21 protein-coding genes are annotated in these 22,891 nt (G+C 70.7%); 14 read left to right on the top strand and 7 right to left on the bottom strand.

From position 1 onward, the window contains the following. Positions 1–17: 17 nt before the first annotated feature. Positions 18–671, bottom strand: a complete 654-nt coding sequence (locus IPK71_27425; GenBank protein MBK8217475.1) for a riboflavin synthase — start codon at positions 669–671, stop codon at positions 18–20. A gap of 88 nt (positions 672–759) precedes the next feature. Between IPK71_27425 and IPK71_27420 the strand changes: the two genes are divergently transcribed. Beyond that, on the top strand, positions 760–2,049 hold the full coding sequence (locus IPK71_27420) for a tetratricopeptide repeat protein (protein MBK8217474.1): 1,290 nt from the start codon (positions 760–762) through the stop codon (positions 2,047–2,049). A 74-nt stretch (positions 2,050–2,123) separates the two neighbouring features. Here the strand turns inward: IPK71_27420 and IPK71_27415 are convergent, their stop codons facing one another. After that, on the bottom strand, positions 2,124–3,491 hold the full coding sequence (locus tag IPK71_27415; GenBank protein ID MBK8217473.1) for a pyridoxal-phosphate dependent enzyme: 1,368 nt from the start codon (positions 3,489–3,491) through the stop codon (positions 2,124–2,126). Positions 3,492–3,533: 42 nt separating this feature from the next. Continuing rightward, on the bottom strand, positions 3,534–4,523 hold the full coding sequence (gene hemB / locus IPK71_27410) for a porphobilinogen synthase (protein ID MBK8217472.1): 990 nt from the start codon (positions 4,521–4,523) through the stop codon (positions 3,534–3,536). 112 nt (positions 4,524–4,635) lie between these two features. Between hemB and IPK71_27405 the strand changes: the two genes are divergently transcribed. The 6 genes from IPK71_27405 to IPK71_27380 all read left to right on the top strand — a co-directional run bounded on the left by IPK71_27405 (position 4,636) and on the right by IPK71_27380 (position 13,417). Further along, on the top strand, positions 4,636–5,634 hold the full coding sequence (locus IPK71_27405; protein ID MBK8217471.1) for a hypothetical protein: 999 nt from the start codon (positions 4,636–4,638) through the stop codon (positions 5,632–5,634). Positions 5,635–5,730: 96 nt separating this feature from the next. Continuing rightward, complete coding sequence (locus IPK71_27400) at positions 5,731–6,717, top strand: hypothetical protein (protein ID MBK8217470.1); 987 nt, start codon at positions 5,731–5,733, stop codon at positions 6,715–6,717. Next, a complete protein-coding gene (locus IPK71_27395; GenBank protein ID MBK8217469.1) occupies positions 6,714–7,874 on the top strand; it encodes a uroporphyrinogen-III synthase in 1,161 nt (386 codons plus the stop codon). The genes IPK71_27400 and IPK71_27395 overlap by 4 nt, the downstream gene beginning before the upstream one ends. A 179-nt stretch (positions 7,875–8,053) precedes the next feature. Further along, positions 8,054–11,059, top strand: a complete 3,006-nt coding sequence (locus IPK71_27390; protein MBK8217468.1) for a hypothetical protein — start codon at positions 8,054–8,056, stop codon at positions 11,057–11,059. A gap of 44 nt (positions 11,060–11,103) precedes the next feature. Further along, on the top strand, positions 11,104–12,492 hold the full coding sequence (locus IPK71_27385) for a LamG domain-containing protein (GenBank protein ID MBK8217467.1): 1,389 nt from the start codon (positions 11,104–11,106) through the stop codon (positions 12,490–12,492). Positions 12,493–12,742: 250 nt separating this feature from the next. After that, positions 12,743–13,417: a hypothetical protein gene (locus IPK71_27380; GenBank protein MBK8217466.1), complete on the top strand. Its 675-nt coding sequence runs from the start codon at positions 12,743–12,745 to the stop codon at positions 13,415–13,417. 2 nt (positions 13,418–13,419) lie between these two features. Here IPK71_27380 and IPK71_27375 read toward each other — a convergent pair whose 3' ends face one another. After that, positions 13,420–14,490, bottom strand: coding sequence for a hypothetical protein (locus IPK71_27375; protein MBK8217465.1), 1,071 nt, complete (start codon positions 14,488–14,490; stop codon positions 13,420–13,422). Between the two features lie 87 nt (positions 14,491–14,577). Between IPK71_27375 and IPK71_27370 the strand changes: the two genes are divergently transcribed. The 7 genes from IPK71_27370 (at position 14,578) to IPK71_27340 (ending at position 20,874) form a co-directional block, all read left to right on the top strand. Continuing rightward, positions 14,578–14,880, top strand: a complete 303-nt coding sequence (locus IPK71_27370; GenBank protein ID MBK8217464.1) for a DUF333 domain-containing protein — start codon at positions 14,578–14,580, stop codon at positions 14,878–14,880. A 118-nt stretch (positions 14,881–14,998) separates the two neighbouring features. After that, the gene (locus tag IPK71_27365; protein ID MBK8217463.1) at positions 14,999–16,450 is read left to right on the top strand and encodes a DNA-3-methyladenine glycosylase 2 family protein; all 1,452 of its coding nucleotides are present in this window, start codon (positions 14,999–15,001) and stop codon (positions 16,448–16,450) included. Between the two features lie 98 nt (positions 16,451–16,548). Beyond that, entirely contained in the window at positions 16,549–16,986 is a 438-nt protein-coding gene (locus IPK71_27360) for a methylated-DNA--[protein]-cysteine S-methyltransferase (GenBank protein ID MBK8217462.1), read from the top strand. A gap of 140 nt (positions 16,987–17,126) precedes the next feature. Then, positions 17,127–18,086, top strand: coding sequence for a ChaN family lipoprotein (locus IPK71_27355; protein ID MBK8217461.1), 960 nt, complete (start codon positions 17,127–17,129; stop codon positions 18,084–18,086). Next, a complete protein-coding gene (locus IPK71_27350) occupies positions 18,083–19,111 on the top strand; it encodes an SMP-30/gluconolactonase/LRE family protein (protein MBK8217460.1) in 1,029 nt (342 codons plus the stop codon). Before IPK71_27355 ends, IPK71_27350 begins: the two co-directional genes overlap by 4 nt. A gap of 268 nt (positions 19,112–19,379) precedes the next feature. Then, positions 19,380–20,447, top strand: a complete 1,068-nt coding sequence (locus IPK71_27345) for a branched-chain amino acid aminotransferase (protein MBK8217459.1) — start codon at positions 19,380–19,382, stop codon at positions 20,445–20,447. Positions 20,448–20,598: 151 nt separating this feature from the next. Beyond that, positions 20,599–20,874, top strand: coding sequence for a hypothetical protein (locus IPK71_27340; GenBank protein MBK8217458.1), 276 nt, complete (start codon positions 20,599–20,601; stop codon positions 20,872–20,874). 13 nt (positions 20,875–20,887) lie between these two features. Here IPK71_27340 and IPK71_27335 read toward each other — a convergent pair whose 3' ends face one another. The 3 genes from IPK71_27335 to IPK71_27325 are packed head-to-tail and all read right to left on the bottom strand — an operon-like array spanning position 20,888 to position 22,814. Further along, on the bottom strand, positions 20,888–21,634 hold the full coding sequence (locus tag IPK71_27335; GenBank protein ID MBK8217457.1) for a GNAT family N-acetyltransferase: 747 nt from the start codon (positions 21,632–21,634) through the stop codon (positions 20,888–20,890). A 41-nt stretch (positions 21,635–21,675) separates the two neighbouring features. After that, positions 21,676–22,065: a DoxX family protein gene (locus tag IPK71_27330; GenBank protein MBK8217456.1), complete on the bottom strand. Its 390-nt coding sequence runs from the start codon at positions 22,063–22,065 to the stop codon at positions 21,676–21,678. Beyond that, a complete protein-coding gene (locus IPK71_27325) occupies positions 22,062–22,814 on the bottom strand; it encodes an SDR family NAD(P)-dependent oxidoreductase (GenBank protein ID MBK8217455.1) in 753 nt (250 codons plus the stop codon). The genes IPK71_27330 and IPK71_27325 overlap by 4 nt, the downstream gene beginning before the upstream one ends. Between the last annotated feature and the right edge of the window lie 77 nt (positions 22,815–22,891).

Genomic DNA, 22,891 nt, shown 5'->3' with positions numbered 1-22,891 from the left:
AAAGGCTCACGGCCGCCTCACATGTAGCCGGACCCGCGGAGCTTCTCGAGGAACGACGCGTCCGATGCCGCGGGCTTGGCCTCGGAGCCGCGATCGACGTCCAGAATGCGCGCCACGTAGCGGGCGAGCACGTCGACCTCGAGGTTCACGCGCTCGCCCTGGCGGAGCTCCCACGCGGTCGACTCGCGGGTGTGGGGGACGAGCATCACGTGGAACGTGCCGTCGTCGACGCCGTTGACGGTGAGGCTCACGCCGTTCACGCAGATGGAGCCCTTCTCGGCGATGTAGCGTCGGAGCTCGCTCGGGTACGCGAAGACCACCTTCGTCGCGTCTCCGTCGGGCGTCTGCGACACCACGTGCCCGACGCCGTCCACGTGGCCGCCGACGATGTGCCCGCCGAGCCGGCCTCCGAGCGGGAGCGCGCGCTCGAGGTTCACCCGCGCGCCCACGGCTTTGTCACCCAATGTGGTCTTCTGTAGGGTCTCCGACGAGGCCGACGCGACGAACGCCCCGCCCTCGAACGACTCGACCGTGAGGCAGACCCCGTCGGTCGCGATGGACTCGCCCACGACGTACGAGGCGAAGGGCGCGCGCACGACGAGGCGCGCCCCGCGGGCGACCTTGGTCCGAGAGACGAGCGTGCCTTCGGCCTCGACGAGCCCGGTGAACATCGCGCTGCATGTAGACCCGCCTGCCGCCCGCGTAAAGGGGGGCCGCGCGGGGCTTGCAGACGTGGGCGCTTCCGGGGAAAAGGAGGCCGTGAGCACGACCCTCCGAAACGCCCTCCCCATGGTCCTCGTCCTCGCCACCGTCGGGTGCGTGAAGACCAAGCCCGAGCCCACGGAGGACGCGGCGGCGGCGAAGCCCTCCGTCATCGAGGCGCCCAAGGCCACGACGCGCGACGCCTCGCCCGAAGGCGCGCTCTCCCTCGGCGGTCGCGACGCGGCGCTCCCCCCGCTCTCCACGAAGAGCAAGGTCGACATCTTGGCCGACCTCAAGGCCGGCCGCACCCTCGCACAAGCCGGCAAATGGGCCGAGGCGAAGGCCGCCTACGAGAAGGCGCTCGCGATCGATCCGGGCAACGCCACGGTGCTGAGCGAGCTGTCGTGGGCGTACGTGAACCTGTCGGAGTGGGACCGCGCCATCGAGACCGGCGAGCTCGCCCTCCGCGGCGCGTACGACGCGAAGACACGCGCCGCGATCCTCTACAACATCGGGCGCGGCTTCGAGGGCAAGGGCTCCCCCATGGAGGCGGCCGTCCGGTACCGCCAGTCGCTCGAGCGCCGCCCGAACGCGATCGTCCAGAAGCGCCTCGACGACATCTCGAAGAAGGTCAAAGACGACCTCGTGGTGAAAGCCGAGGCCAAGAACGCGCCGCCCGAGCCGCCGTGCAAGCGGCGCTTCACCGACGAGCTCGCCTTCTTCCAGTGCCTCGAGGGCGTGAGCGACGAGGCCTTCCTGAAGACGCCCCTCGTCCCCGGGAAGGAGCCGTCGAGCGGCCTCGTTCCCCCGTTCTCGATCGTCCGGTACGGCAACGAGGGGCCGGGCCTCTCGGTGTTCTTGCTCGTGCGCACCACGTCCGAGGGGGCGATGGAACCGGCCGCCGAGCTCGGGCGGGCGTGGAACCCCGGCGCGTTCGGAGTACATGAAGAATACACGTACACGAGCTCGAAGGAGACCGCGTACGGCAAGCGCAAGGTGGTCGAGGTGTACGGGCGCCACGCCCACGCGGACGCCGACTACGGGGGGCTCTCCCTCGCGACCGTCACCACCGAGACCGTGGTCGTGTGCGCCTACGAGGGCGACGAGCGCGCGAGGTGCACGCAGCCCCTCGTCGTCGGGGTGACCGAGACGCAGACCTACCCGCTCGACCCGAAGGGCCTATCGCCCGAGGACACGGCGCTCCTCAACGTGCTCCGGAAGGACAAACCTCCCGGGACCGTGTCGGCGCGCGCCGAGCTCTCGATCACGGCCGACCAGGCGACGATCTCCCGTACGACGGGCCCCGCCGAGCTCTTGACCAGCCTCGGGAAGTTCTCGCTCCGCTGACGTTCCTCGCGTTCGAAACGACGAGGGCCCCGACCGGCGCGCGGCGAGGCCCTCGGAGCACGGCGATGTGAGGCTCAGATCGCCGCGAGCACGTCGTAGCCCGTGAGGATGTACGTCTTGTCGGCCGGGAAGTCGCGCACGAGCACGGCCGGGCTCTCGGGGTGGATCATGCCGGCGAGCAGCTTGATCGGCGTCTCGATGTCGACGTAGCGGAAGGCCTTCTGCATGATCTTCCGCACCGGCTGGTGCCGGATGTCCGCGTCCGACACCATGCTCCCGTAGAGGTGCGCCTCGGACAGCGAGCCCACGATGCGCCCCGAGCGGAGCACGGGGATCTGCGAAAAGTCGTTCTTTCGCATCTGCTCGGCCGCGTGCTCCACGGTGTCGTTCTCTTCGACGCCCACGAGCTCGGTCACGGTCTTGTTCTTCACGAGCTCGCGCGCCGTCGGGCCGCCCACGTCGGCGTAGCCCATCTGGGCCATCCAGTCGGGGTTGAACATCTTGCCCACGTACCGCGTGCCGTGATCGTGGAAGACGACGACGACGGTCTCGCCCTTCTTGAACTGGTGCTTGAGCTGCTTCAGCCCGGCGATCGCCGAGCCGGCCGAGTTCCCCACCCAGATGCCCTCTTGTCGCACGATCTCGGCGGTCCAAATCGCCGCGTCGCGATCGGTCACCTTCTCGAACGCGTCGATGAGCGAGAAGTCGACGTTCCGGGGGAGGAAGTCTTCGCCGATGCCCTCTGTAACGTATGGATAAATTTCGTGTTTATCGAACACCCCGGTCTCTTTGTACTTCTTGAAGACCGAGCCGTACGTGTCGATGCCCCACACCTTCACGGAGGGCTTCTTCTCTTTCAAGAAGCGCGCGGTGCCGCACAGGGTGCCGCCCGTGCCCACGCCGACGACGAGGTGGTCGATCTTGCCCTCGGTCTGCTCCCAGAGCTCCGGCCCCGTGGTCTCGTAGTGGGCTTGGGCGTTCGAGGGGTTGTCGTACTGGTTCGCCTTCCAGGAGCGCGGCGTCTCTTTCTCGAGGCGCGAGCTCACCGAGTAGTACGACCGCGGATCCTCGGGATCGACGTCCGTGGGGCACACGATGACCTCGGCCCCGAACGCGCGGAGGGCGTCGACCTTCTCCTTGGACTGTTTGTCGGTCGTCGTGAAGATGCACTTGTAGCCCTTCACGATGGCCGCGAGCGCAAGTCCCATGCCCGTGTTGCCGCTCGTGCCCTCGATGATCGTGCCGCCCGGGAGCAGCAGTCCCGCCTTCTCGGCGTCCTCGACCATCTTGAGGGCCATGCGGTCCTTGATGCTGTTGCCGGGGTTGAAGGTCTCGACCTTCGCCCACACGGTCGCCTCGATGTCGGAGACGACGCGGTTCAGCCGGACGAGGGGCGTCTGTCCGATGGTCCCGAGGATGCTGTCGTGCACGTTTTTGGGCATGATGGCGCTACCTTATACGTTACGTTCGCGCGAGGCCGCGCGTCATTTCCCTTGGAGGATCTCGGCCGCGCGGAGGGCGTGGTACGTGAGGATGAAGTCGGCGCCGGCGCGCCGGATCGAGGTGAGCACCTCCATCGTGGCCCGGTCGAGGTCGATCATGCCGCGATCCGCCGCGGCGTGCAGCATCGAGTACTCGCCCGACACGTTGTACGCGGCGATGGGCAAGCTCGTGGACTTTCGCACGTCGCGGAGGACGTCGAGGTAGGGCAGGGCGGGCTTCACCATGAGCATGTCGGCGCCCTCTTCTTCGTCGAACGCGGCCTCCCGAAGGGCCTCGCGCGCGTTGCCGGGGTCCATCTGGTAGCCGGCCCTGTCGCCGAACTTCGGGGCGCAATCGGCCGCGTCTCGGAACGGTCCGTAGAACGCGCTCGCGTACTTCACCGAGTACGAGAGGATCGACACGCCCGAGAGCCCCTCGCCGTCGAGCGCCGCGCGAATCGCACCCACGCGGCCGTCCATCATGTCGCTCGGGGCCACCACGTCGGCCCCCGCTTTGGCGTGGATCACGGCCATTTTTGCCAGGATCTCGACGGTGGCGTCGTTGTCGACCTCTTTGCCGCGCACACCATCGCACAAGACGCCGCAGTGCCCGTGGTCGGTGTACTCGTCGACGCACACGTCGGTCATGACGACGAGCTCGGGGCACGCGTCTTTCATCTCGCGCACGGTGCGAGGCACGGGCCCGTCGGGGTCGAGGCCGGTGTGCCCTTTTGCGTCCTTCTTCTCGGGAAGCCCGAACAAAATGACCCCGGGAATGCCGCGCGCCACGAGGTCCTTCGCCCACGTCTTCGCGTGCGAGATCGGCAGCTGCGACACGCCCGGCATCGACGGGATGGGGCGCGGCTCCGTGAGGCCCGCGTGGAAGAACATCGGGTAGACGAGGTCGCCGGGGCTGAGGGTGGTCTCGCGCACGAGGGCGCGGAGCTCGGGGGTTCGGCGGAGCCTGCGGGGGCGGTGGACGGGGAAGGCCATGCCCGGAGACTTACCACCAGGGCACGATGACCGGAACGCCGACCGAACCGAGCCGATCGACCCGCTCGCGAAGGCCTTGTGAGCCAACGCGCGAAGGAGGACACTCTCGCCCATGAAGTCTCGCCGCGCGGTGACGGTCTCGGTCCTCTTGCTCGTGGCCGCGTGCGGCAGCCGAACGGGCCTCTTCGGAGACGAGAGCCAAGACCCGTCCCTCACGGACGCGTCCTCGCCGAGGCCCGACGGCCCGGTGCTCGTCGACGGGCAGATCCCCGATACGTCGCCGACCGTCGACCTCGACGCGCTCCCTCCGATCGACGCCACGCCGCCCGAGGACGTGAACCGCACCGATTGCCCCGACGCCGACGGGACCCTCGTCTACGTCGTCACCTCCGAGAACGAGCTCTACGCGTTCTACCCTCCCGACCTCGGCTTCCGTCGCATCGGCGCGCTCGCGTGCCCCGCCCCGGCGGGGACGAGCCCGTTCTCGATGGCGGTCGATCGGCAAGGCGCGGCATATGTACTCTACACGGATGGCGCGCTCTACCGCGTGAGCACCCTCACCGCCGCGTGTGTGCCCACCACCTACCGGCCGGGCCAGTCGAGCTTCACCACGTTCGGCATGGGCTTCGCGGCCGACTCGACCTCGCCCACGAACGACAGGCTCTTCGTCGCCGAGAGCGGCAGCTCGGGCTTCGGCGTGCCCCAGCCCTCCCGCGGCCTCGCCCGCATCGACACGACGACGTTCGGGCTCACCGTGATCGGGGCCTTCAACCCGAGCCTCCCTCGCGCCGAGCTCACCGGCACGGCCGACGGGCGACTCTTCGCCTATTGGCCTCGGGGTAGCTCGGCGAGCCCGGCCGGCTCGATCGCCGAGATCGACATCCGCACCGCGCAGGTGCGCGCCCGCACCGACGTGCCCGTCGGCACCGACTCGGACGCCTTCGCCTTCGCGTTCTACGGCGGCGATTTCTGGATGTTCAACTCGGGTCCTGGAGACCCTTCCACGGCGGTCTCTCGCTACCGCCTCGCCGACGGCACCACCACGACGCCCACATCCTTCGGCGGGCGCATCGTGGGGGCGGGGGTCTCGACCTGCGCCCCGGCGTTCTGACGGGCGCTCGAAGGAGCCGCGCTCCGTCAACTTTTGCACGGCAAAACAAGGCAGTTTCTGCTTGCTCTCGGCGGGCTTCGGGCGAACAGTGTCGCCATGCGAGCTCGCACGCACTCCCTTCGCTTCGGCGCGATCGTCGCCGCCCTCTTCGGCACGTTCGCGGGCCTCGCGGCGTGCGGTAGCCGCACGGGTCTCTTCGCCGACGAGTACGCCGACACCACGTCCGACGGGTCCACGCGCGATGGGTCCACGACCGACGCGCCCACCGACCGCGCCACCCAACCCGACGTCATCCCCCCGATCGACGCGCGCCCCACGCCGGACGTCGACCGCAACGACTGCCCCGACGCCGCCGCTACGCTCGTCTACGTCATCACGACCGACAACGAGCTCTTCTCGTTCTACCCACCCGACGCGAGCTTCCGGCTCATCGGGCGCATCGCGTGCCCCGCCCCGCAGGGGACGACGCCGTTCTCCATGGCGGTCGATCGCACGGGCGTCGCCCAGGTGCTCTTCAACGACGGGAACCTCTACCGCGTCTCCACGTTGACGGCGGCCTGCACGCAGACGACGTTCCGCCCGAATCAGCAAGGGTTCTCGACGTTTGGCATGGGGTACGCCACGAAGGAGCTCGGCCCCGACGAGACCCTCTTCGTCGCCGCCGACAACCGCTCGGCCATCACGCGCGGCCTCGCCTCGATCGACACCGTCGGCAACTACGCGCTCACGCCCATCGCGAACTTCAACCCGCCGATCGACCGCGCCGAGCTCACCGGCACGGGCGACGGTCGCCTCTACGGCTTCTACACGAAGGAGAACGCGGTCGGCTCCTTCATCGGCGAGATCGACAAGCAGTCGGCCCGCGTCGTCGGCGAGACGCAGCTCCGCGACGTCGACCAAGGCAGCGGCTGGGCCTTCGCGTACTGGGGCGGCGACTTCTACCTCTTCACCGACCCGGACGGGTCCCAGGCGTCGCGCGTCACGCGCTACCGACCGAGCGACAACTCCACCGCCGTCGTGGCGAACCTCGGCACGCTCGTCGTCGGCGCCGGCGTCTCCACCTGCGCTCCCAACGTCCCGTGACCGTGCGGCTCGTGGGGCTCGTGCCCGGCGCGAGCGATCTCGCCACGGGCCGCGCGTCGCGGGTGCTCGGGGCCGCCACGTCCGTCTTCGGGCCACGCGCCGCGCTCGACGCGGCACGGGCACACACGTCCGGTTCGCACCTCGTCGAGTCTCCGCCCACGCTCGACGTGGAGATCGACGCGCTCGTCTCGGCCTCTTCCACGCAGGCGAGGGTGTGCCGGGTCGTGCTCGGGGATCCCGTGTCCGACGCCGCCGACCTCGTGCGCGCGCTCGAGGTGCGTCGTGTCCCGATCGTCGTCGTCCCGGCGGTCTCGCTCGACGCGGCCACGAGAGCCGAAGCCACGAGCCGCGAGGCCCTCCCGCTCGCCGGGGTCCGGGTGCTCGTCACGCGCGCGGCGTCGCAGGGCGACAAGCTCGGCGATCTACTAAGGGACGCCGGGGCCTGTCCGGTCTCGTCGCCGCTCATCGCGATCGGCCCGAGCGACGATCCCGAGGGCCTCCGCGAGGCGGCGCGCTCGCTCGCACGCGGCGCCTACGCGGCCGTCCTCTACTCCAGTCAGAACGCGGTCCACGCCTTCCACGAGGCCCTCGCCCGGGAGAAGCTCGACGCCCGAGCGTACGGCGGCGCGAGGGTGATCGCCATCGGTCCGAGCACCGCAAAGAGTCTGCAAACGCATGGAATCGTTGCGGATTGTGTCGCGCGAGAGCACGTGGGAGAGGGGCTCGCGGCCGAGGCGCTGGCGGCGCTCGGTGAGGCTTCGGGCGCCCGCGCCGTCCTCTTTCCGCGGGCCAAGGTGGCGCGCGAGGTCGTGCCCGAGGCCCTCCGCGCGGCGGGCTACGAGGTGCACGTCGTCACGGCCTACGTCACCGAGAGGCCACACACCGACGACGTCGTAGGGCTCGTCGCCCGGCTCCGGCAGGGGGATTTCTACGCGGTGACCTTCACCTCGCCAAGCACGGTCGAGGCGCTCGTCGCGCTCTTCGGCGGGGCCGCGCCCGCCCTCCCGAGGCGCACGGCGGTGGTATGCATCGGAGACGTGACACGCGCGGCGTGCGAGACCGCGGGTCTTCGGGTCGACGCGACCGCGCGGCCCTCCACCGCCGAGGGCCTCGTCGAGGCGCTCACGCAGCTCTTCTCCGCGCGCGGCGCCTCGTGACGATTCGCAGGCGTTCGGGCCACGGAGTCGCGCCGCCGCGGCCTCGGGCCTTCGCGTGCCCGCTCGCGAAGGCCCGCTAGCATTTGACAATATGCGCCCCGCAAAGCGATGATCCGAACGAGGTTTACGCCATCTCCCGCCGGCGGTCCCCGTCGAGCCGGCTTCGTGGCCCCCGGCCCATGTCCCTGAGCTCTCTTCTCGTCCAGCGCGAGCTAGCCACCATCCGAGACGTCGAAGAGGCCCTCGCCCGCCAGGTGCTCTACGGTGGCGATCTCGCGACGAACTTGCTCGAGGTCGCGCGCCTCGACGAGCGCCCGCTCGGCGCCCTCCTGGCCGAGTCGTTCGGGTTGCCGGCCGCGGCGCCCTTCGAGCTCGCGGCCTCGTCGCCCGAGGCGCGCGCGTTCGTGCCGATCGACCTCGCGAACGAGCACGGCATCTTCCCTCTGGGGATCGAGGCCGGGGCGCTCGTCGTCGCCGCGAGCGCGCCTCTCGGTCCCGAGGTCGAACAAGACCTCGCGTTCGCCTCGTCGCGGCCCGTGGTCGTCCGGATCGCGCCCATCTTCCGCATCTACCAGGCGATCTCGCGCGACTACGGCACGCCGCTCCTTCGCCGTTACACGCGCCTCCTCGCGCGTCTCGGTGCGAGCGCCGACGCGTCGGGGGCCGTCCCGCGGGCCGCAGCGTCGGACCCGCTGCTCTCCGAACGTTCGCCTTCGATTCCGCCGTCGCCGGCCACGGTCGTCGAGCCCGCGGTGCTCCGCGCGTACGAACGGGCCTCGTCCGCGAGCCTCGAGCCGTCTCCGAGCCCCGCGCCCCCCGAGCCCTCCGACGACGCGGTCGACTCGGCGCCGCCCACGCGCCGCACGTCGTACGAAATGCCCGCCGCGCCCGAGGTCGAACCGAGCCCGGCGGCGCGTCAGGTCGAAGAGAGCCCGGCGGTGTCTCCACGCGAGGCCGAGGCCCCTCGGGTCGAAGCGGTCACCGTGGCCCCTCGGCAGCCGGAGCCCGTCCGCGAGCCTGCGCCCGTCCGCGAGCCTGCGCCCGTCCGCGAGCCTGCGCCCGTCCGCGAGCCTGCGCCCGAAAGAGCGCCCGAAGAGCTGCCCACGCTGGCCCCGTACGCGGACGCGTCCACGGCGACGTTCATCGAGCCGGGAGCCCGCGCCCACAAACGCCCAGGGCGCCGCCGCAAGGGGCCGCTCACCTTCGAGATCGCCAAGCGCGAGATGGACGAGGCGAGCGAGCGCGACACGATCCTCGATCTCTTCTTCGAATTCTCGCGCCAATTCTTCGAGTACGCGGCGTTCTTCATCGTCCACGGCGACGCGGCCGAGGGGCGCGACGCGGCCGGTCACGGCGCGCTCCGCGACGTCGTCGCGGGCATGAACGTCCCGCTCGACGGGCCTTCGGTGCTCGCGAGCGCCAAGGCCGCGCAGGTGCCGCTCTTCCTTCGACCCGACCCGTCCACGCTCGACGCCGTGCTCTTCCGCGATCTCGAGCGGCAGGGCCGTTCCACCGTCGGTCTCTTGCCGGTCGTCGTGCGTCGTCGTGTGGTCGCCGTGCTCGTCGGTGACGACGGCGACGCGGCGGTCGAGGCGGCGGCCGTGAAAGACGTCACGTCGTTCGCGGCGCTCGCTGGTGCGGCCTTCGAGCGCCTCATCGTCCGAAAGAAGCAGAGCGAGCGCGGCGAAAAAGCAGCTCCTGCCCAACGCCCCTCCGTTCGCCCGGACGCCTCGGCGCTCGGACGTGTGCTCGGTCTCGGTGCCGCGCCCACCGAAGCGCTCGCTCCGGTCGCGGCCGAGGCGGCCCCGGTCGCGGCCGAGGCGGCCCCGGTCGCGGCCGAGGCGGCCCCGGTCGCGGCCGAGGCGGCTCCGGTCGCGGCCGAGGCGGCTCCGGTCGCGGCCGAGGTGGCCCCGGTCGCGGCCGAGGCGGCCCCGGTCGCGGCCGAGGAGGCCCCGGTCGCGGCAGGGGCGGCCCCGGTCGCGGAGGAAACGCCCGAAGCCCCGGCCGGGTTCTCCCTCTCCGAACCTGCGGCCCCACCGCCCGGCGGCGAGCTCGTGGAACCGTTCGTTCCCACGCCGGCGCGTGTCCCCGAGGTCGAGTCCTTCGCCGGCCTGGTCGGCTCGGACCCGCACGACGACGAGCCGCCGCCGAGCTCGAAGCGTGTCGTCGAGGTGCCTCACCACGCCGCGCCGACGCCCACCCACGAGCTCGAGCCCGAGGCGTTGATCGATGCGATCGAGCCGCCGCAGAGCCTCTCGGTCCCCGCTCATCTCCCCCCGTCGCGGAGCGATCGCCCCAAGGTGCTCCCGAGCGTCATCGTCGACGTGGGCAACGAGTACATGGAGCTCGTCGACCGGGTGATTCGCTCGTCCGACGAGGCCTCCGAGACGCGCCTGCTCCATGCCGGGCAGCACGCGATGCCCGCGGTCCTCGCGCGCTTTCCGGGGCCCGTGCGCCTCGACGTGTCGGCGCTCCCCGAGGGGGCCCTTCCGCGCGCGGGCGAGTGTGGCCCGGTGCTCCGCCTCATCGCGCGGCAACGGCGCGTGGCCCTCCCGTTCGTCCTGACCCTCGTCGACGATCCCCACCCCGATCGGCGCTTCTGGGCCACGTACCTGCTGTCGGAGCTCCCCTACGTCGAGGCGATCGAGCCGGCCGTGCGCGCCCTCTTCGACGGCGAAGCCCGGGTGCGGCTCGCGGCCCGTACGGCCGTCCGTGTGCTCGGCGAGCTCTACCCGACCTACATGGTCGACGTGCTCGCCAAGGTCCTCCTCGAGCCACAGCAGGTGCTCGTTCGCCGGGTCATCGCGCTCCAGATGCTCGGCGAGGTCCGGGACGCCGCCGCCGTTCCGCACCTCTTGCCGCGCCTCGTCGACCCGCAGCCCGAGGTGTCCGCTGCGGCCCGCGCGAGCCTCGTCGTCGTGTCACGCCAAGACTTCGGCCTCCACCTCTCCCACTGGTCCGACTGGTTCGAGCAGAACAAGGGCAAACAACGCATCGAGTGGCTCATCGACGCCCTCGCCCACCCCGCCTCGGGCCTCCGCCTCGCCGCGCTCGAAGAGCTCGTGAAGCTCACACGCAACGCGTTCGGCTACCAAGACGACATGCCGAAGCGCGAGCGTGAGCGCGTGATGCAAAAGTTCCGCGACTGGTGGACGGTCGAAGGTCGGGCCCGTTACGGGCGCTGACGTCGAGGTTGCAAAGCGGACGAGGCCCTTGCACGCTGAAGAGCGTGAGGATCTCCCGGAGCGGTGCGGTGGCGGCGTGGCTCGGCCTCTCGGGCCTCGTCGCGTGCTCCGGCGCGTTCACGGGAGCGAGCGGGAACGACGCGGGAGGGACCGTGACCGAGCCCTCCGCCACGGCCGGGCCCGACGGCAGCGTGGGACCCGATGGTGCAAGCGGGCGCCTTCGGTTGGTGGACGACACCGCCGAGCACTTCCGTGGCGGAACGTTCGTCGACGCCGCGTACCTGGAGGGGCGCGTGCGCCTCGTCGATCGGACCCGCGGGCGCTTCGTCTCGCGCGTGCACGACGCGGGTCGCATCGTGCGCTTCGTGAGCCTCGGATTCGTCCCGGGGGCCGCGTACCGCAAGCACCTCCCGCGGGACGGCGGCCGAGAGACCGGGTACCCGAGGTTCGCTGCCGACATGACCGGCGCGGAGGTGGTGCTCGATTTCGACGGCGCCGTAGGCCAGTCCATCGCGGCGGGCGCGCGCCTCGCCGACGGCTCCGGGAAGGCTCACGTCGGCACCGCGAAGGGCTCGGGGGCCTCGTATGCGGCGGGGCCTTGGGGCAGCGCTCTCCGTGACGGCGGCTCGGCGTACGTGTCCGTGGCTGCGGGCTCGGGGGCGGCCTTGGATCTCGCCTCGGACGACGTGACCTGGGCGCTCTGGGTGAAGACCCAGCAGGCGTGCCCGGCGACGAACCCGCCCTCCGGAAACCGCGTCTACCTCGGCCTGGAAGAGGGGGGCGCCGATCGCACCCACCTGTGGTTGGGGTGCTCGGTCACCACGACGGCGACGTGCGCCGGGCCCGCGGGACGCCTCGGAGGCTCGTGGTGCGGAAAGCGCGAGGGGAACGACGACTGCGCGAACTACTGCGGGGCGGCCGCGATCAACGACGGGGCGTGGCATCACCTCGCGGTCGTCAAGCGCGGGCACGGGCAGGCTCGTCTCCGCACGTTCGTCGACGGCGTGCTCGACGGCCCCGAGGTCTCGGCGGCGTTCGTGGCGCCGTTCAGCGTGGCGGCTGGCTCGGAGCTCGCGGTGGGGGCCCTCTCGGGTGGCTCGTTCCAATCCGAGGGCGATTTCGACGAGGTCCTCGCGTTCCGTCGCGCCCTCGGCGACGACGAGATCCGCGGGATCTACACCCGCAGCGCGGTCGGCCTGTCTCTCCGCGTGCGCACCTGCGCCGACGCCGCGTGCTCCGGGGACCCGCCGTTCGTCGGTCCCGGGGGAGGGGCAGGCGCGTTCGTCGATCCCGACGGGGCCGCGGGGCCGCCGTCGTCGCTCGCCCTCACGCTGCCTCCCGCTCGGTACGTGCAGTACGAGGTCACGCTCGACGCCCTCACGACCCGCGTGAGCCCCGAGCTCTTCTCCGTCGTCATCGAGGCCGAGCCCTGAGGGCGGAAGACCTTAGGGCGGAAGAGAGGTGTGACCTCGGCGTCACGCTCGGTGTGCGCTCGTCGCGCCGCGGCCGAGGCGCGGGCGAGTGCGTCGAGCCTTATGCACCCGTTGGAAACCTTGACTTTTCTCGGTCGAAGCGAAAACTTCGAGGGTCCTCGCTTCGTACGATGCACCTCGGCGGCAGCTGGTACGGGGCCTGCAAAGTGAACTTCGTCTCGCTCCCACGAACCTCCGAGGTACCCCCCCGATGACGAGCTCGAAGCCAGGTCGTGTGCTGCTCCTCGCGCTCTCCCTCGCCGCCGTCTCCCTCCCGGCCGCGGCCCGCGCCGACGGCGCCTCCGAGGTCGCTCGGTTCGCGAGCGTCCGCACGATCAAGTCGAACGTCGTCCCTCCGGGGAAGGCCGAGCGCTACGGCCGCGCCGAGGTGCTCGTGGCCGCGCCCATCGAGGCGGTGCGGCACGAGGTGACCTCGTACAAGGGCTACGCCGAGCTCGCCCCGGACAAGTTCAATCGCTCCAAGATCATCGCGAAAGAGAACGGCGAGACCGACGTCTACATGCAGGTCCCCGTGCTCGGAGGCCTCGTCGTGCTCTGGCAGGTCATGCGCTTTTCTCCCGTGCAAGGTGTCGGCACGGGCGTCGAGCACCACGAGGGCCGCTACGTCCGCGGCAACCTGAAGAACGCGAGCGTGCTCTACACGCTCACGAAGGTGGACGACAAACGCACCATTTTGCGCATGGATTTGCTCGTGCTCCCGAACATGGCGGTGCCGCAAGCCGTGCTCGACGAAGAGCTCCGTGACGCCGCCGCGGTGGCGGCCGAGGGCATGCGCGACCGGGCCGAGCGCAAGTCACGCCCGTCGCCCGCCGAGATCGCTTCGGCCCAGCCCCAGGCCCCAGCCACCCCCTCCGCGCGCCCCTGACCTTACGGTACGGCGGCCTGCAGGCGGGCCCGCCAGTCGCTCGGGAGGTCGAGGAAGCCGTCGTTGTAGAGGCTGTCGTAGACGGCGTCGCAGATGACCTCGCACACGTCGCTGAAGATGAGCGGGTCGGCCACGAAGCGGATCGTCTCCGCGCGGAAGCTCCCCTTCGACTCGCGCACGCGCTTCAGCATCTCGTCCTCGGCGAAGGGGACGAGCCGCTGCAAGAAGCGCTTCTCGAAGGAGTGGCGAAACTTCGGGAACGACTCCGCTGGGATTTTGTAGCCCTCCCGCGGGCCCGTGTCGGCGAGCCGCGCCTCTTTGACGACCTCCCACGCGAGCTCGCCCACGACGGGCGGGAGCTCCTTCGTGAAGAACGTCGACAGCACCTCGTTCAAGAACCGAACGAGGATGTTGAGCTCGGGTGTCGTGCGCGCCAAAAAGCCGTTTCGGAGCTCGGTCACGTGCTCGAGCAGCTCGTCGCGAGCGCGTTTTTCGATGTCCTTCGAAGCATACTCGAACGCCGCGAGCTGCTTGAGCAGGCTCTCCTCGTTCTTCACGAAGAGCTGGTAGAGCGCCTGTTCCGCGAAGCGCATCGTCTTGGACTCACCCGAAGAGCCGCGGATCTTGTCATGGAGCTCGCTCTCGAAGAAGACGCGCGCGAACCGCTTCGCCACCTCGGCGAGCTTGCGCTCGAAGAGCGTCGCGAGCTTCTCGGGGCGAAAGAGGCGACCGAGCATCTCTTTCAGCGACTGAATGAGCTCGATCTCGAGCTGCGCGCGATCGGAGGGCCTCGCCTCGGACGCCGGGGCGCGCTGCGCCTTGAGCGACTGGAGCTCGCGGACCACCTGCGCCGTGATCGCGTCGAGCTCGGGGCTCGTCGCGAGATCGGCCTTGTAGTGCACGACCTTGGCCTCGAGCTGCTCGTCTCGAAGGGCGAGGGCGATGTCCGCGAGAGACATCTTCGCCTGGGTCGACATGAAGCCGTCCTCGGTGGGCACGGGCGCCGCGACCTGCGATTTTCGAGGCGCCGGCACGCCTTCGCCCATGGGACCGCCCTCCTTCGGATCCGTCATGCCCACATCATCGCTCATCCCCCCTGATCTGTCCACGAGGGCCCTGCGCCCTCGCGTGTCGCGCGGTCCATGGCGTAGGATCGGCGCATGAACCATCGTCACGCGCTTCGCTTCGCGCTCGCGGCCGCCACCCTCGTCGCCGCCTGCGGAGGGAGCACCACACCGCCCCCTCCGCCCCCCCAGGGTGGGCCCGGCCCGGCCGGTCCGGGTGGCCCGATGCCGAACATGGCGAACCCTGCGTCGAAGAACTGCGTGGCGAAGGGCGGGCGCCTCGAGATCCGCTCCGACGCCCAAGGCAACGAGAGCGGCGTGTGCGTCTTCCCCGACGGCTCGAGCTGCGACGAGTGGGCGTTCATGGACGGCAAGTGCCAGCCCGGAATGAGGCGTTGACGCGGGCGCGAGCGCCGCGGGCACCGGCCGCGCCCCCCACCTCGTGAGGTCGTCGAAGATGCCGGCGTGGCCGAAAACGGCGAGCGCCGCGCCACCGCGTGGGGCACTTCTCCCGGGTATGGGAACCAACGCATCGATGTACCGCGCCATCGTCGCGCGCGACCCGCGCTACGACGGGCTCTTCTTCTTCGGCGTGCGCACGACGGGGATCTACTGCCGCCCCGTGTGCTCTGCGCGGACGCCGAAGGAGAGCTCGTGCGAGCTCTTCGCGTCCGCGTCGTCGGCCGAGGACGCAGGGTACCGCGCCTGTTTCGTATGTCGTCCCGAGCTCGCTCCGCACGCGCGCCTCGGCGGAGCCGGGAGGGTCGTCGAAGAGGCCCTCGAGGCCATCGAGCGTGGGTCGCTCGACGAGGGCACGGTGGGCGCGCTCGCCGCACGCCTCGACGTGAGCGAGCGTACGCTTCGGCGGGCGTTCCTCTCGGAGCTCGGAGCGAGCCCGCACTCGGTCGCGGCGTCACGTCGCCTCGCGACGGCGAAGCGCCTCCTCCACGACACGGACCTGTCGATCGTGGAGATCGCGCTCGCCAGCGGCTACCGCAGCCTACGCCGCTTCAACGCTGCGTTCGTCGCTCGGTTCGCCAAGAGCCCGTCGGCGGTGCGCGCATCGCTCCGGTCACCGCGGCGACGTGCGCCGAGCGGGCCTTCGGCAGAGATCGAGGCCAAGCTCTTCGCGCGCCCGCCGTACCGGGGGCACGATCTCTTCCGCTACCTCGCCGCACGCGCGATCCCTTCCGTCGAACGTGGCGACGAGGCCTCGTACGCGAGGGCCGTGCGCTTCGGTGGCGCCGAAGGGGCGCTGCGGGCGAGGCTCGAGGGGGAGACGCGGATCGTGCTCTCGCTCGACGCGACGCTCGCGACGGCGCTCCCGGCTGTCGTGCGCGTGGCGCGGAGGGTGTTCGACACGGACGCGCGGCCCGACGTGATCGACGAGGTGCTCTCGACCGATCGGGCCTTCGAGGGGCTCGTCGCGGCCCGCCCAGGTCTCCGCGTGCCCGGGATTTTCGACCCGTTCGAGGCCGTGGTGCGCGCGATCGTCGGCCAACGGATCTCGGTGACCGCCGCGCGCACGTGCCTCACCCGCTTCGCCGAGGCCTTGGGAGCGCCGCTCGAGGCTCCCTCCCACGGCGTCGAGCGTCACTTCCCCGGAGCCGCCGACGTCGTCCGAGCAGGGCCCGAGGTCGTCGCTCGCGCAGGGCTCGGGCCGCAGAAGGCCTCGGCCATCGTCGAGGTCGCTCGACTCGCGGCGGAGGGGCTCTTCTCCTCGCCGCGCGACCGGGTGACGTCCGCCCTCGCCGACGTGCGTGGGATCGGCGGGTTCACGGTGGGGTACGCCGCCATGCGAGGTCTCTTCGATCCCGACGGCTTCCCTTCTGGGGACCTCGTGATCGCGCGGGTGCTCGGGGTCTCTCCCGCGCGGGCCGAAGCTCGCGTCGAGGCGCTCCGCCCGTACCGTGCGTACGCCGCGCTCCACGCGTACACGGCCTCGGCCGGTGGAAGGAGCCTCTCGTGAAGGAGCCGACCTCACCCCCGATCGCGATCGCCCGGATCGTGTCGCCGGTCGGCCCCCTCGAGGTGGCCGTACGCGTCGCGCGAGTCGTGTCTATCCGTATGGAAGAACAGGTTTTTTTGTCATCTTTGCCGCGCTCGGAGGGGGCCCTCTCGGGGGCCGACGGCGAGGTGCTCGGCGAGACCGTCCGTCAGCTCGAGGCCTACTTCGCGGGTCGGCTCACGCGGTTCGATCTGCCCCTCGCGCTGTCGGGGACGCCCCTCCAGGAGCGTGTGTGGCGCGCGCTCCTCACGATCCCCTACGGCGAGACGGTTGCGTACTCCGACGTGGCGCGGGACGTCTCGGCCGAACGCGCGGTCCGCGCGGTCGGTGGGGCCATCGGGAAGAACCCGGTCGGCATCGTGGTGCCGTGCCACAGGGTGGTCGGCAAGTCGGGCGCGATCACGGGGTACGCCGGTGGCGTCGCGAACAAGGTGTGGCTCCTCGCGCACGAGGCACGAACCCGGGGCGAAGGGCCGCTCTTCGCCCGGAGATCCTGACGCTTCGCGCCCTCGGCGCGCGCCCACGCGGCCTCGTCGGAGCGAGCTCGAGCGGAAGGACCCTTTTCGTGTGCGTCCCCATTCGCTAAACCGCGACACATGTTCACCGAGGCGCCCTCTCCCTCGCGCGGTCCTCAGGCATGACGTTGCGCCGCCGAAGCTTCGCCGCGGTCCTTGCCACTCTCGCGCTCACCTCGGGCTGTGCGCGGCCCGAGGCTCCCCCGAAGGAGGCCCCGCGCCCGCAGCCTGGTCACCCCCTCGAAGGGGCCATCTACGCGCGCGAGGGCCGAGAGAAGCTCGACGAGGCTCGCCTCTTCACGAGCCTCGCGAAGCACCCCTACGTGCTCGTCGGCGAGAAGCACGACAGCGCGGCGCATCACGCCTTCCAAGCTCGTGTCGTCGACGCGCTCGGGCGGAGCGCGCCTCGGCCCATCGTGATGGAGCATTTTCGGGCGAGCGCGCAGCCGAAGCTCGATGGCTTCTTCGGCGTCGGCCATCGCACGGCCGGGGAGCTCCCCACGGAGGTGGGGTGGGACACGGGCTGGGGGCCCTTCACGATGTACGCCCCGATCTTCGAGCGCGCGCTCGCGCGGACCATGCCCGTCGTGGCCGGGAGCTTCGACAAGATCGACGTGCGCGCGCTCATGGCCCACCCCGAGCTCGTGATCCCCGAGGAGGTGCGGCGCGAGCTCGGCACGGTCACCTTCGACGACGCCTCCGAGAAGGCGCTCTCGGACGAGCTCTTCGCCTCGCACTGCGGGCACCTCCCGAGCGAATACCTCGCCCCGATGGCGCGCATCCAGCACGCACGGGACGCGCTCTTCGCGGTGGCCATGAAGCGCGCGCCGTCCGCCGTGCTGCTCGCCGGGAAGGGGCACACGCGCGGCGACCGCGGTGTCCCTCGGTTCCTGCCGCCCGGCGGGTTCGTCTCGGTCGCGCTCGTCGAGGTCGAGCCGGGCCGCGTACGCCCCGCCGACTACGACGACCTCACCACCCACGACTACGTCGTGTTCACGCCGGCCGCACCCGCCGAAGAAGATCCGTGCGCGGCCTTCCGCTCTCCGAAACCCACACCTCCCGCATCGAAAGGCTCCCCATGACGTCGCGTGCTCTCTCCCTCGCCCTCGTGCTCTCCGCGGTGCCCACCGCGCTCGTTGCGTGCGCGGAGCCTCCGCCGCCCCCCGCGACGCCGCCGGTCGTCGAGACCCCGAAGCCCACGGAGCCGCCGCCTGCGCCGTCCGCGTCCGTCGCCCCGGACGCCTCGGCCTCGGCCGCCCCGGAGCCGAAGAAGCCGGAGGGCCCGCAGCCCGCGCCGGTATTGACCTACACCGGCGCCTTCGCCACCCCCGAGAGCGTCTACTGGGACGAGCCCAACGACCGCTATCTGGTCTCGAACATCCACGGCAAGCCGCTCGACGTCGACAACAACGGGTTCATCACCGAGCTCTCGCCGGACGGCACCGTCAAGACCGCGAAGCTCGTCGCCGGGGGCGCCAACAAGGTCACGCTCAACGCCCCGAAGGGCATGGCCATCGCGGGCGGGGTGCTCTACGTCGCCGACATCTCGGTCGTGCGCACGTTCGACGCGAAGACCCTCGCCCCGAAGGCCGACGTCGTGATCCCCGGCGCGACCTTCCTGAACGACGTCGCCGCCGGTCCCGACGGGAAAGTCTACGTCTCGGACTCGGGCCTCAAGCAGGGCGAGAAGGACTTCGAGCCCACCGGCACGGACGCCGTCTACGTGATCGAGAAGGGCAAGGCGAAGCCCGTCGCGAAGTCGACCGACCTCGGCAAGCCGAACGGTCTCCTCGTCGACGGCAAGACGCTCTACGTCGCCACGTTCGGCTCCGGCGAGCTCTACACGCTCGACGCGAAAGGGAAGAAGACCGACGCCGCGAAGCTCGGCAAAGGCGCGCTCGATGGCATCGTCCTCCTCGGCGACGGGAGCCTGCTCGTCTCGTCGTGGGGCGGCTCCGAGGTCCTTCGGGGCAAGGCGAAGGCGCCGTTCGCCTCGGTCGTCACGGGGGTCAAGGCGCCCGCGGACATCGGCTACGACAAGAAGCGCGGCCGCCTGCTCGTGCCCCGCTTCCTCGAGGACAAGGTCGAGGTCTTCGAGGTCAAGTAGCGCACCTGTCTCGTCGTCGAGGCGCGCCTCCTCGAAGGGGTGCGCCTCGGCCTTTTTTGCAGTGCAAAAGAGCGCGAAGTCTCGAGCGATTTCGCCTCGGAGAAACGTGGCCTCGTGCGCTGGCGCAGGGCGGCAAAAAAACGTTTCACGATCGACGCATTGCACGATTGCCTTCCGCGCCGTTCTGTCCAAGAAAGGGGGAGCCGTACCCACCCCATGTGCCCGCGCCGTGCGCGCGGAGCGCCCCGACGCCGCGAGAGTCCCCATGATGCACGAGCCCGCCCAGAAGACCTCCGCACCGCCCGTCGCGACCTCCACGCCCACGCAGCCGCTCGGCTTCGGGCGCGTGTTCGCCGACACCATGCTCTACGGCCGGTACCACGAAGGGCGTGGCTGGTACGAGCTCGGCTGCACCCCTCGTCAGAACCTCTCGCTCGATCCGGCGGCCGCCGTCCTCCACTACGGGCAGGCCCTCTTCGAGGGCTTGAAGGCGTTCCACGGGGCCGATGGCAAGGTCCGCATTTTCCGCCTCGACGCGCACCTCGCGCGCATGCAGGGCGGCGTCGATCGGCTCGCCATGCCGAAGCTCGATCTCCCGCGTGTCCGTGAGGGCATCCTCGAGCTCGTCACCAAGACGCGCTCGGCCATCCCGCGCGGCAAGAACGAGGCGATGTACATTCGCCCGCTCATCATCGCCGACGAAGGGTTCCTCGGCGTGCGCCCGGCCAAAGACTACATCTTCCTCGTGCTGCTCTCGCCCGTGGGCGACTACTACGAGGGCGGCATGCGGCCGCTCCGCATTTGGGTCGAGAAGGAGCACGTGCGCGCGGCCCCCGGAGGCCTCGGCGCCGTCAAGACGGCCGCGAACTACGCGGCGAGCCTCGCCGCCGCCCACCGCGCGAAGGAGAACGGGTACGACCAGGTCCTCTGGCTCGACGCGATCGAGCGCCGCTACCTCGAAGAGGTCGGCACCATGAACCTCTTCCTCCGCATCGGCGACGAGGTCGTCACCCCGCCGCTCGACGGCGGCACCATCCTCGCGGGCATCACGCGGCAGTCGTCGCTCACGCTCCTTCGCGAGTGGGGCGTGCGTGTCTCCGAGCGCCGCATCACGATGGACGAGGTCGCGTCGGCGGCCAAGCAGGGCGAGCTCAAGGAGGTCTTCGGCACGGGCACGGCCGCGGTCGTGTCCCCCGTGGGCGAGCTCATGTGGGGCTCCGATCGCATCGAGGTCGGCAAGGAGACCACCATCTCCGATCGCCTCCGCGCGGCCATCACCGGCGTGCAGTACGGCACCGGGCCCGACACCCACGGCTGGGCCACCGTCGTCGGCTGAGCCGCCCACGTCCTCGTCGAGCGCTCGCCCGGGAGACCGCGCGGGCGCTCCGCCTTTTTTTGCCAAGTATCCGATCTGACTGTAGATTTCGCGCTCGAGTGGAATCTGCATAGGGTGCCCAAGGCGTACCCCGCGTGGGTGTTCTTCCGGCATGCCCTACCGCTCGAAGCCCGTGCCGTACCTCGACCCGAAGGCCATCGAGGACGCGCGCGACATCGCCGAGGTGGCGCGCGCGGCCGACGAACGGCGAAGCGGCGCGGCCCTCGTGTCCCTCGGGGTCACGGGGCTCGCGATGGCCTTCGTCCTGGGTCTCGGCTCGCTCGCCAAACCCTACCCACGCATCGTCTGTCACCAGGTCGAGATCCGCTGGGAGAACGCGCCCGAGCTGCCCCCGAACCGCAGCACGTCGTGCCGCGAGGTCCCCTGAGCGCCGGCACCTCTCAGGTCGCGAGCGGTCCCCTGTAGTGCTCGATGCGGAGGTGAGGCGTGAGGCCCTCGCTCTCGAGCCACGCCTCGATCTGCGGCGCGTCCTCGACGACGAGGCCCATCTCGTCCGACGCCGTGACGGCCCGGCAGGCCTCGACGAGCGCGGCGGCGGTCTCGGCCGTGTCGGCTCGAAACGGGAAACACCCTGGAAATCCTCGGTCGAAACAGGCGACGCCCGCGGGCGCTCCGTCGCGCGTGGCGCCGAGCACGACGCGGTTCGGGAGGCCTCGTGCCATCGCGAGCTGACCTCCCGGCAACCCGAAGCGCGCCTCGAGCGCCGCGTCGAGCTCGGGGGCGAGCGGACAGGTCACGGTGCCTCGCGCGCTCGAGACGGGGAACGTCGAGAAGTGGAGTCGGAACGCGGCGGACGCGTAGGCTCTCGCGAGGCCTTCGCTCTCGTAGAGGCGGATCGCGCTCGTGTTGTCGGGTTTGACGTTGAGGCAGATCTCACGCGCGCCGGCCGCTCGCCCGAGCTCTTTCGTGTCACGAAAGAGCGCCCTCGCGGCTCCTTCGCGGCGCCGCTCCTTGGCCGTCGCCACGTGCCGCACGTAGAGCGTCTCGCCGATGAGCTGGTAGAAGAGGTATGCCGACACGCGGCCGTCGTGCTCGGCCACGCGCGTGGTCGCCATCATCTCGCCCACGAAGCGCGCCTCGGAGGGGGCGGGCTCGTTCGTCTCGAGCGCGAGGAAGAGCTCCGCCACGGCGGGATGGTCGCCTTCGCGAGCCGGGCGCGTGGGTGGGCTCATCGGGCGTGCTCCGGCCGGGTGTAGCGGTACGCCCAAGCCAAAAAGAGGAGCTGAAACGGGAGCCTGGCGTACGCCGCCCACGCGGGGACGTGGAAGTGCGCGGGGTCGAGCGCCATGCGCACGTTCGCGGGGAACACTGCGACGTAGAGCGCCATCAGCCCGAAGGCCGAGAGCCTCCGCGTCCGCTCGGGGAAGAGCCCGAGACCTCCGAGGATCTCGAACACGCCCGAGAGCCACACGAGCGGGACGTGGAGGCCCTCGGGGATGGCGCGAGGCATGAGCTCGACGAAGAACGCGGGGCTCGCGAAGTGGAGGACGCCCACCCCCACCATCAGACCCGACAGCAGGAAACGGAGGCCAGGCTCGAAGCGACGCGCGTCGCTCATCCGCGCTTCACCACGAAGGGGCCGAAGCCTTGGGCCACGGGCATCACCTCGAGCGCGTTCACGTTCACGTGCGCCGGGCGTGTCACGGCGAAGAGCACGAGGTCGGCGATGTCGGTGGCGGAGAGGGGCGTCATGCCCTCGTACACCTTGGCCGCCCGCGTGTCGTCGCCCGAGAAGCGCACCTTCGAGAACTCCGTCTCCACCATGCCGGGCTCGATCGACGTGACACGCACCCCGGTCCCGACGAGGTCGGCCTTCATGCCGAGCGTGAGCTGGTGGACGAACGCCTTCGTTGCAGCATACACATGCCCCGACGGGTAGGGGTACGTACCTGCGACGGAGCCTATGTGCACGACGTGCCCCGCGCCGCGCGCCACCATGCCCGGCAAGAACCTCCGCGCCACGTGCACGAGGCCCACGCAGTTCGTCTCGATCATGGTGGTCATGTCGTCGAGGCTGGCCTCGTGGAACGGCTCGAGCCCGAGGGCGAGCCCGGCCGACGACACGAGGACGTCGACGTGCGCGAGCCCCGCGGGGAGGGGGACCCCCGCGACGTCGGCGCGGTTCGTCACGTCGAGCACCATCGGGTGCGCGCGGTCACCGAGCGCCGCCGCGAGCGACCGGAGCCTGTCCTCCCGCCGGCCCGCGAGCACCACCGTCGCGCCCTCCGCGTGGAGGGCCCGTGCGCACGCCTCGCCGATGCCCGACGTGGCCCCCGTGACGAGCGCGACCTTGCCTTCTAGCTTCATGCCCCGGAGATACCGCGGCGCCCCCGTCGGAAACAGCCCCCATTCGACCCGACGTCGTCCGAATTGACGCACCGGGC

It is taken from the genome of Myxococcales bacterium (assembly GCA_016712525.1).
Lineage (GTDB): Bacteria > Myxococcota_A > Polyangia > Polyangiales > Polyangiaceae > JAAFHV01.
This window is presented reverse-complemented; position numbering and strand designations above follow the sequence as displayed.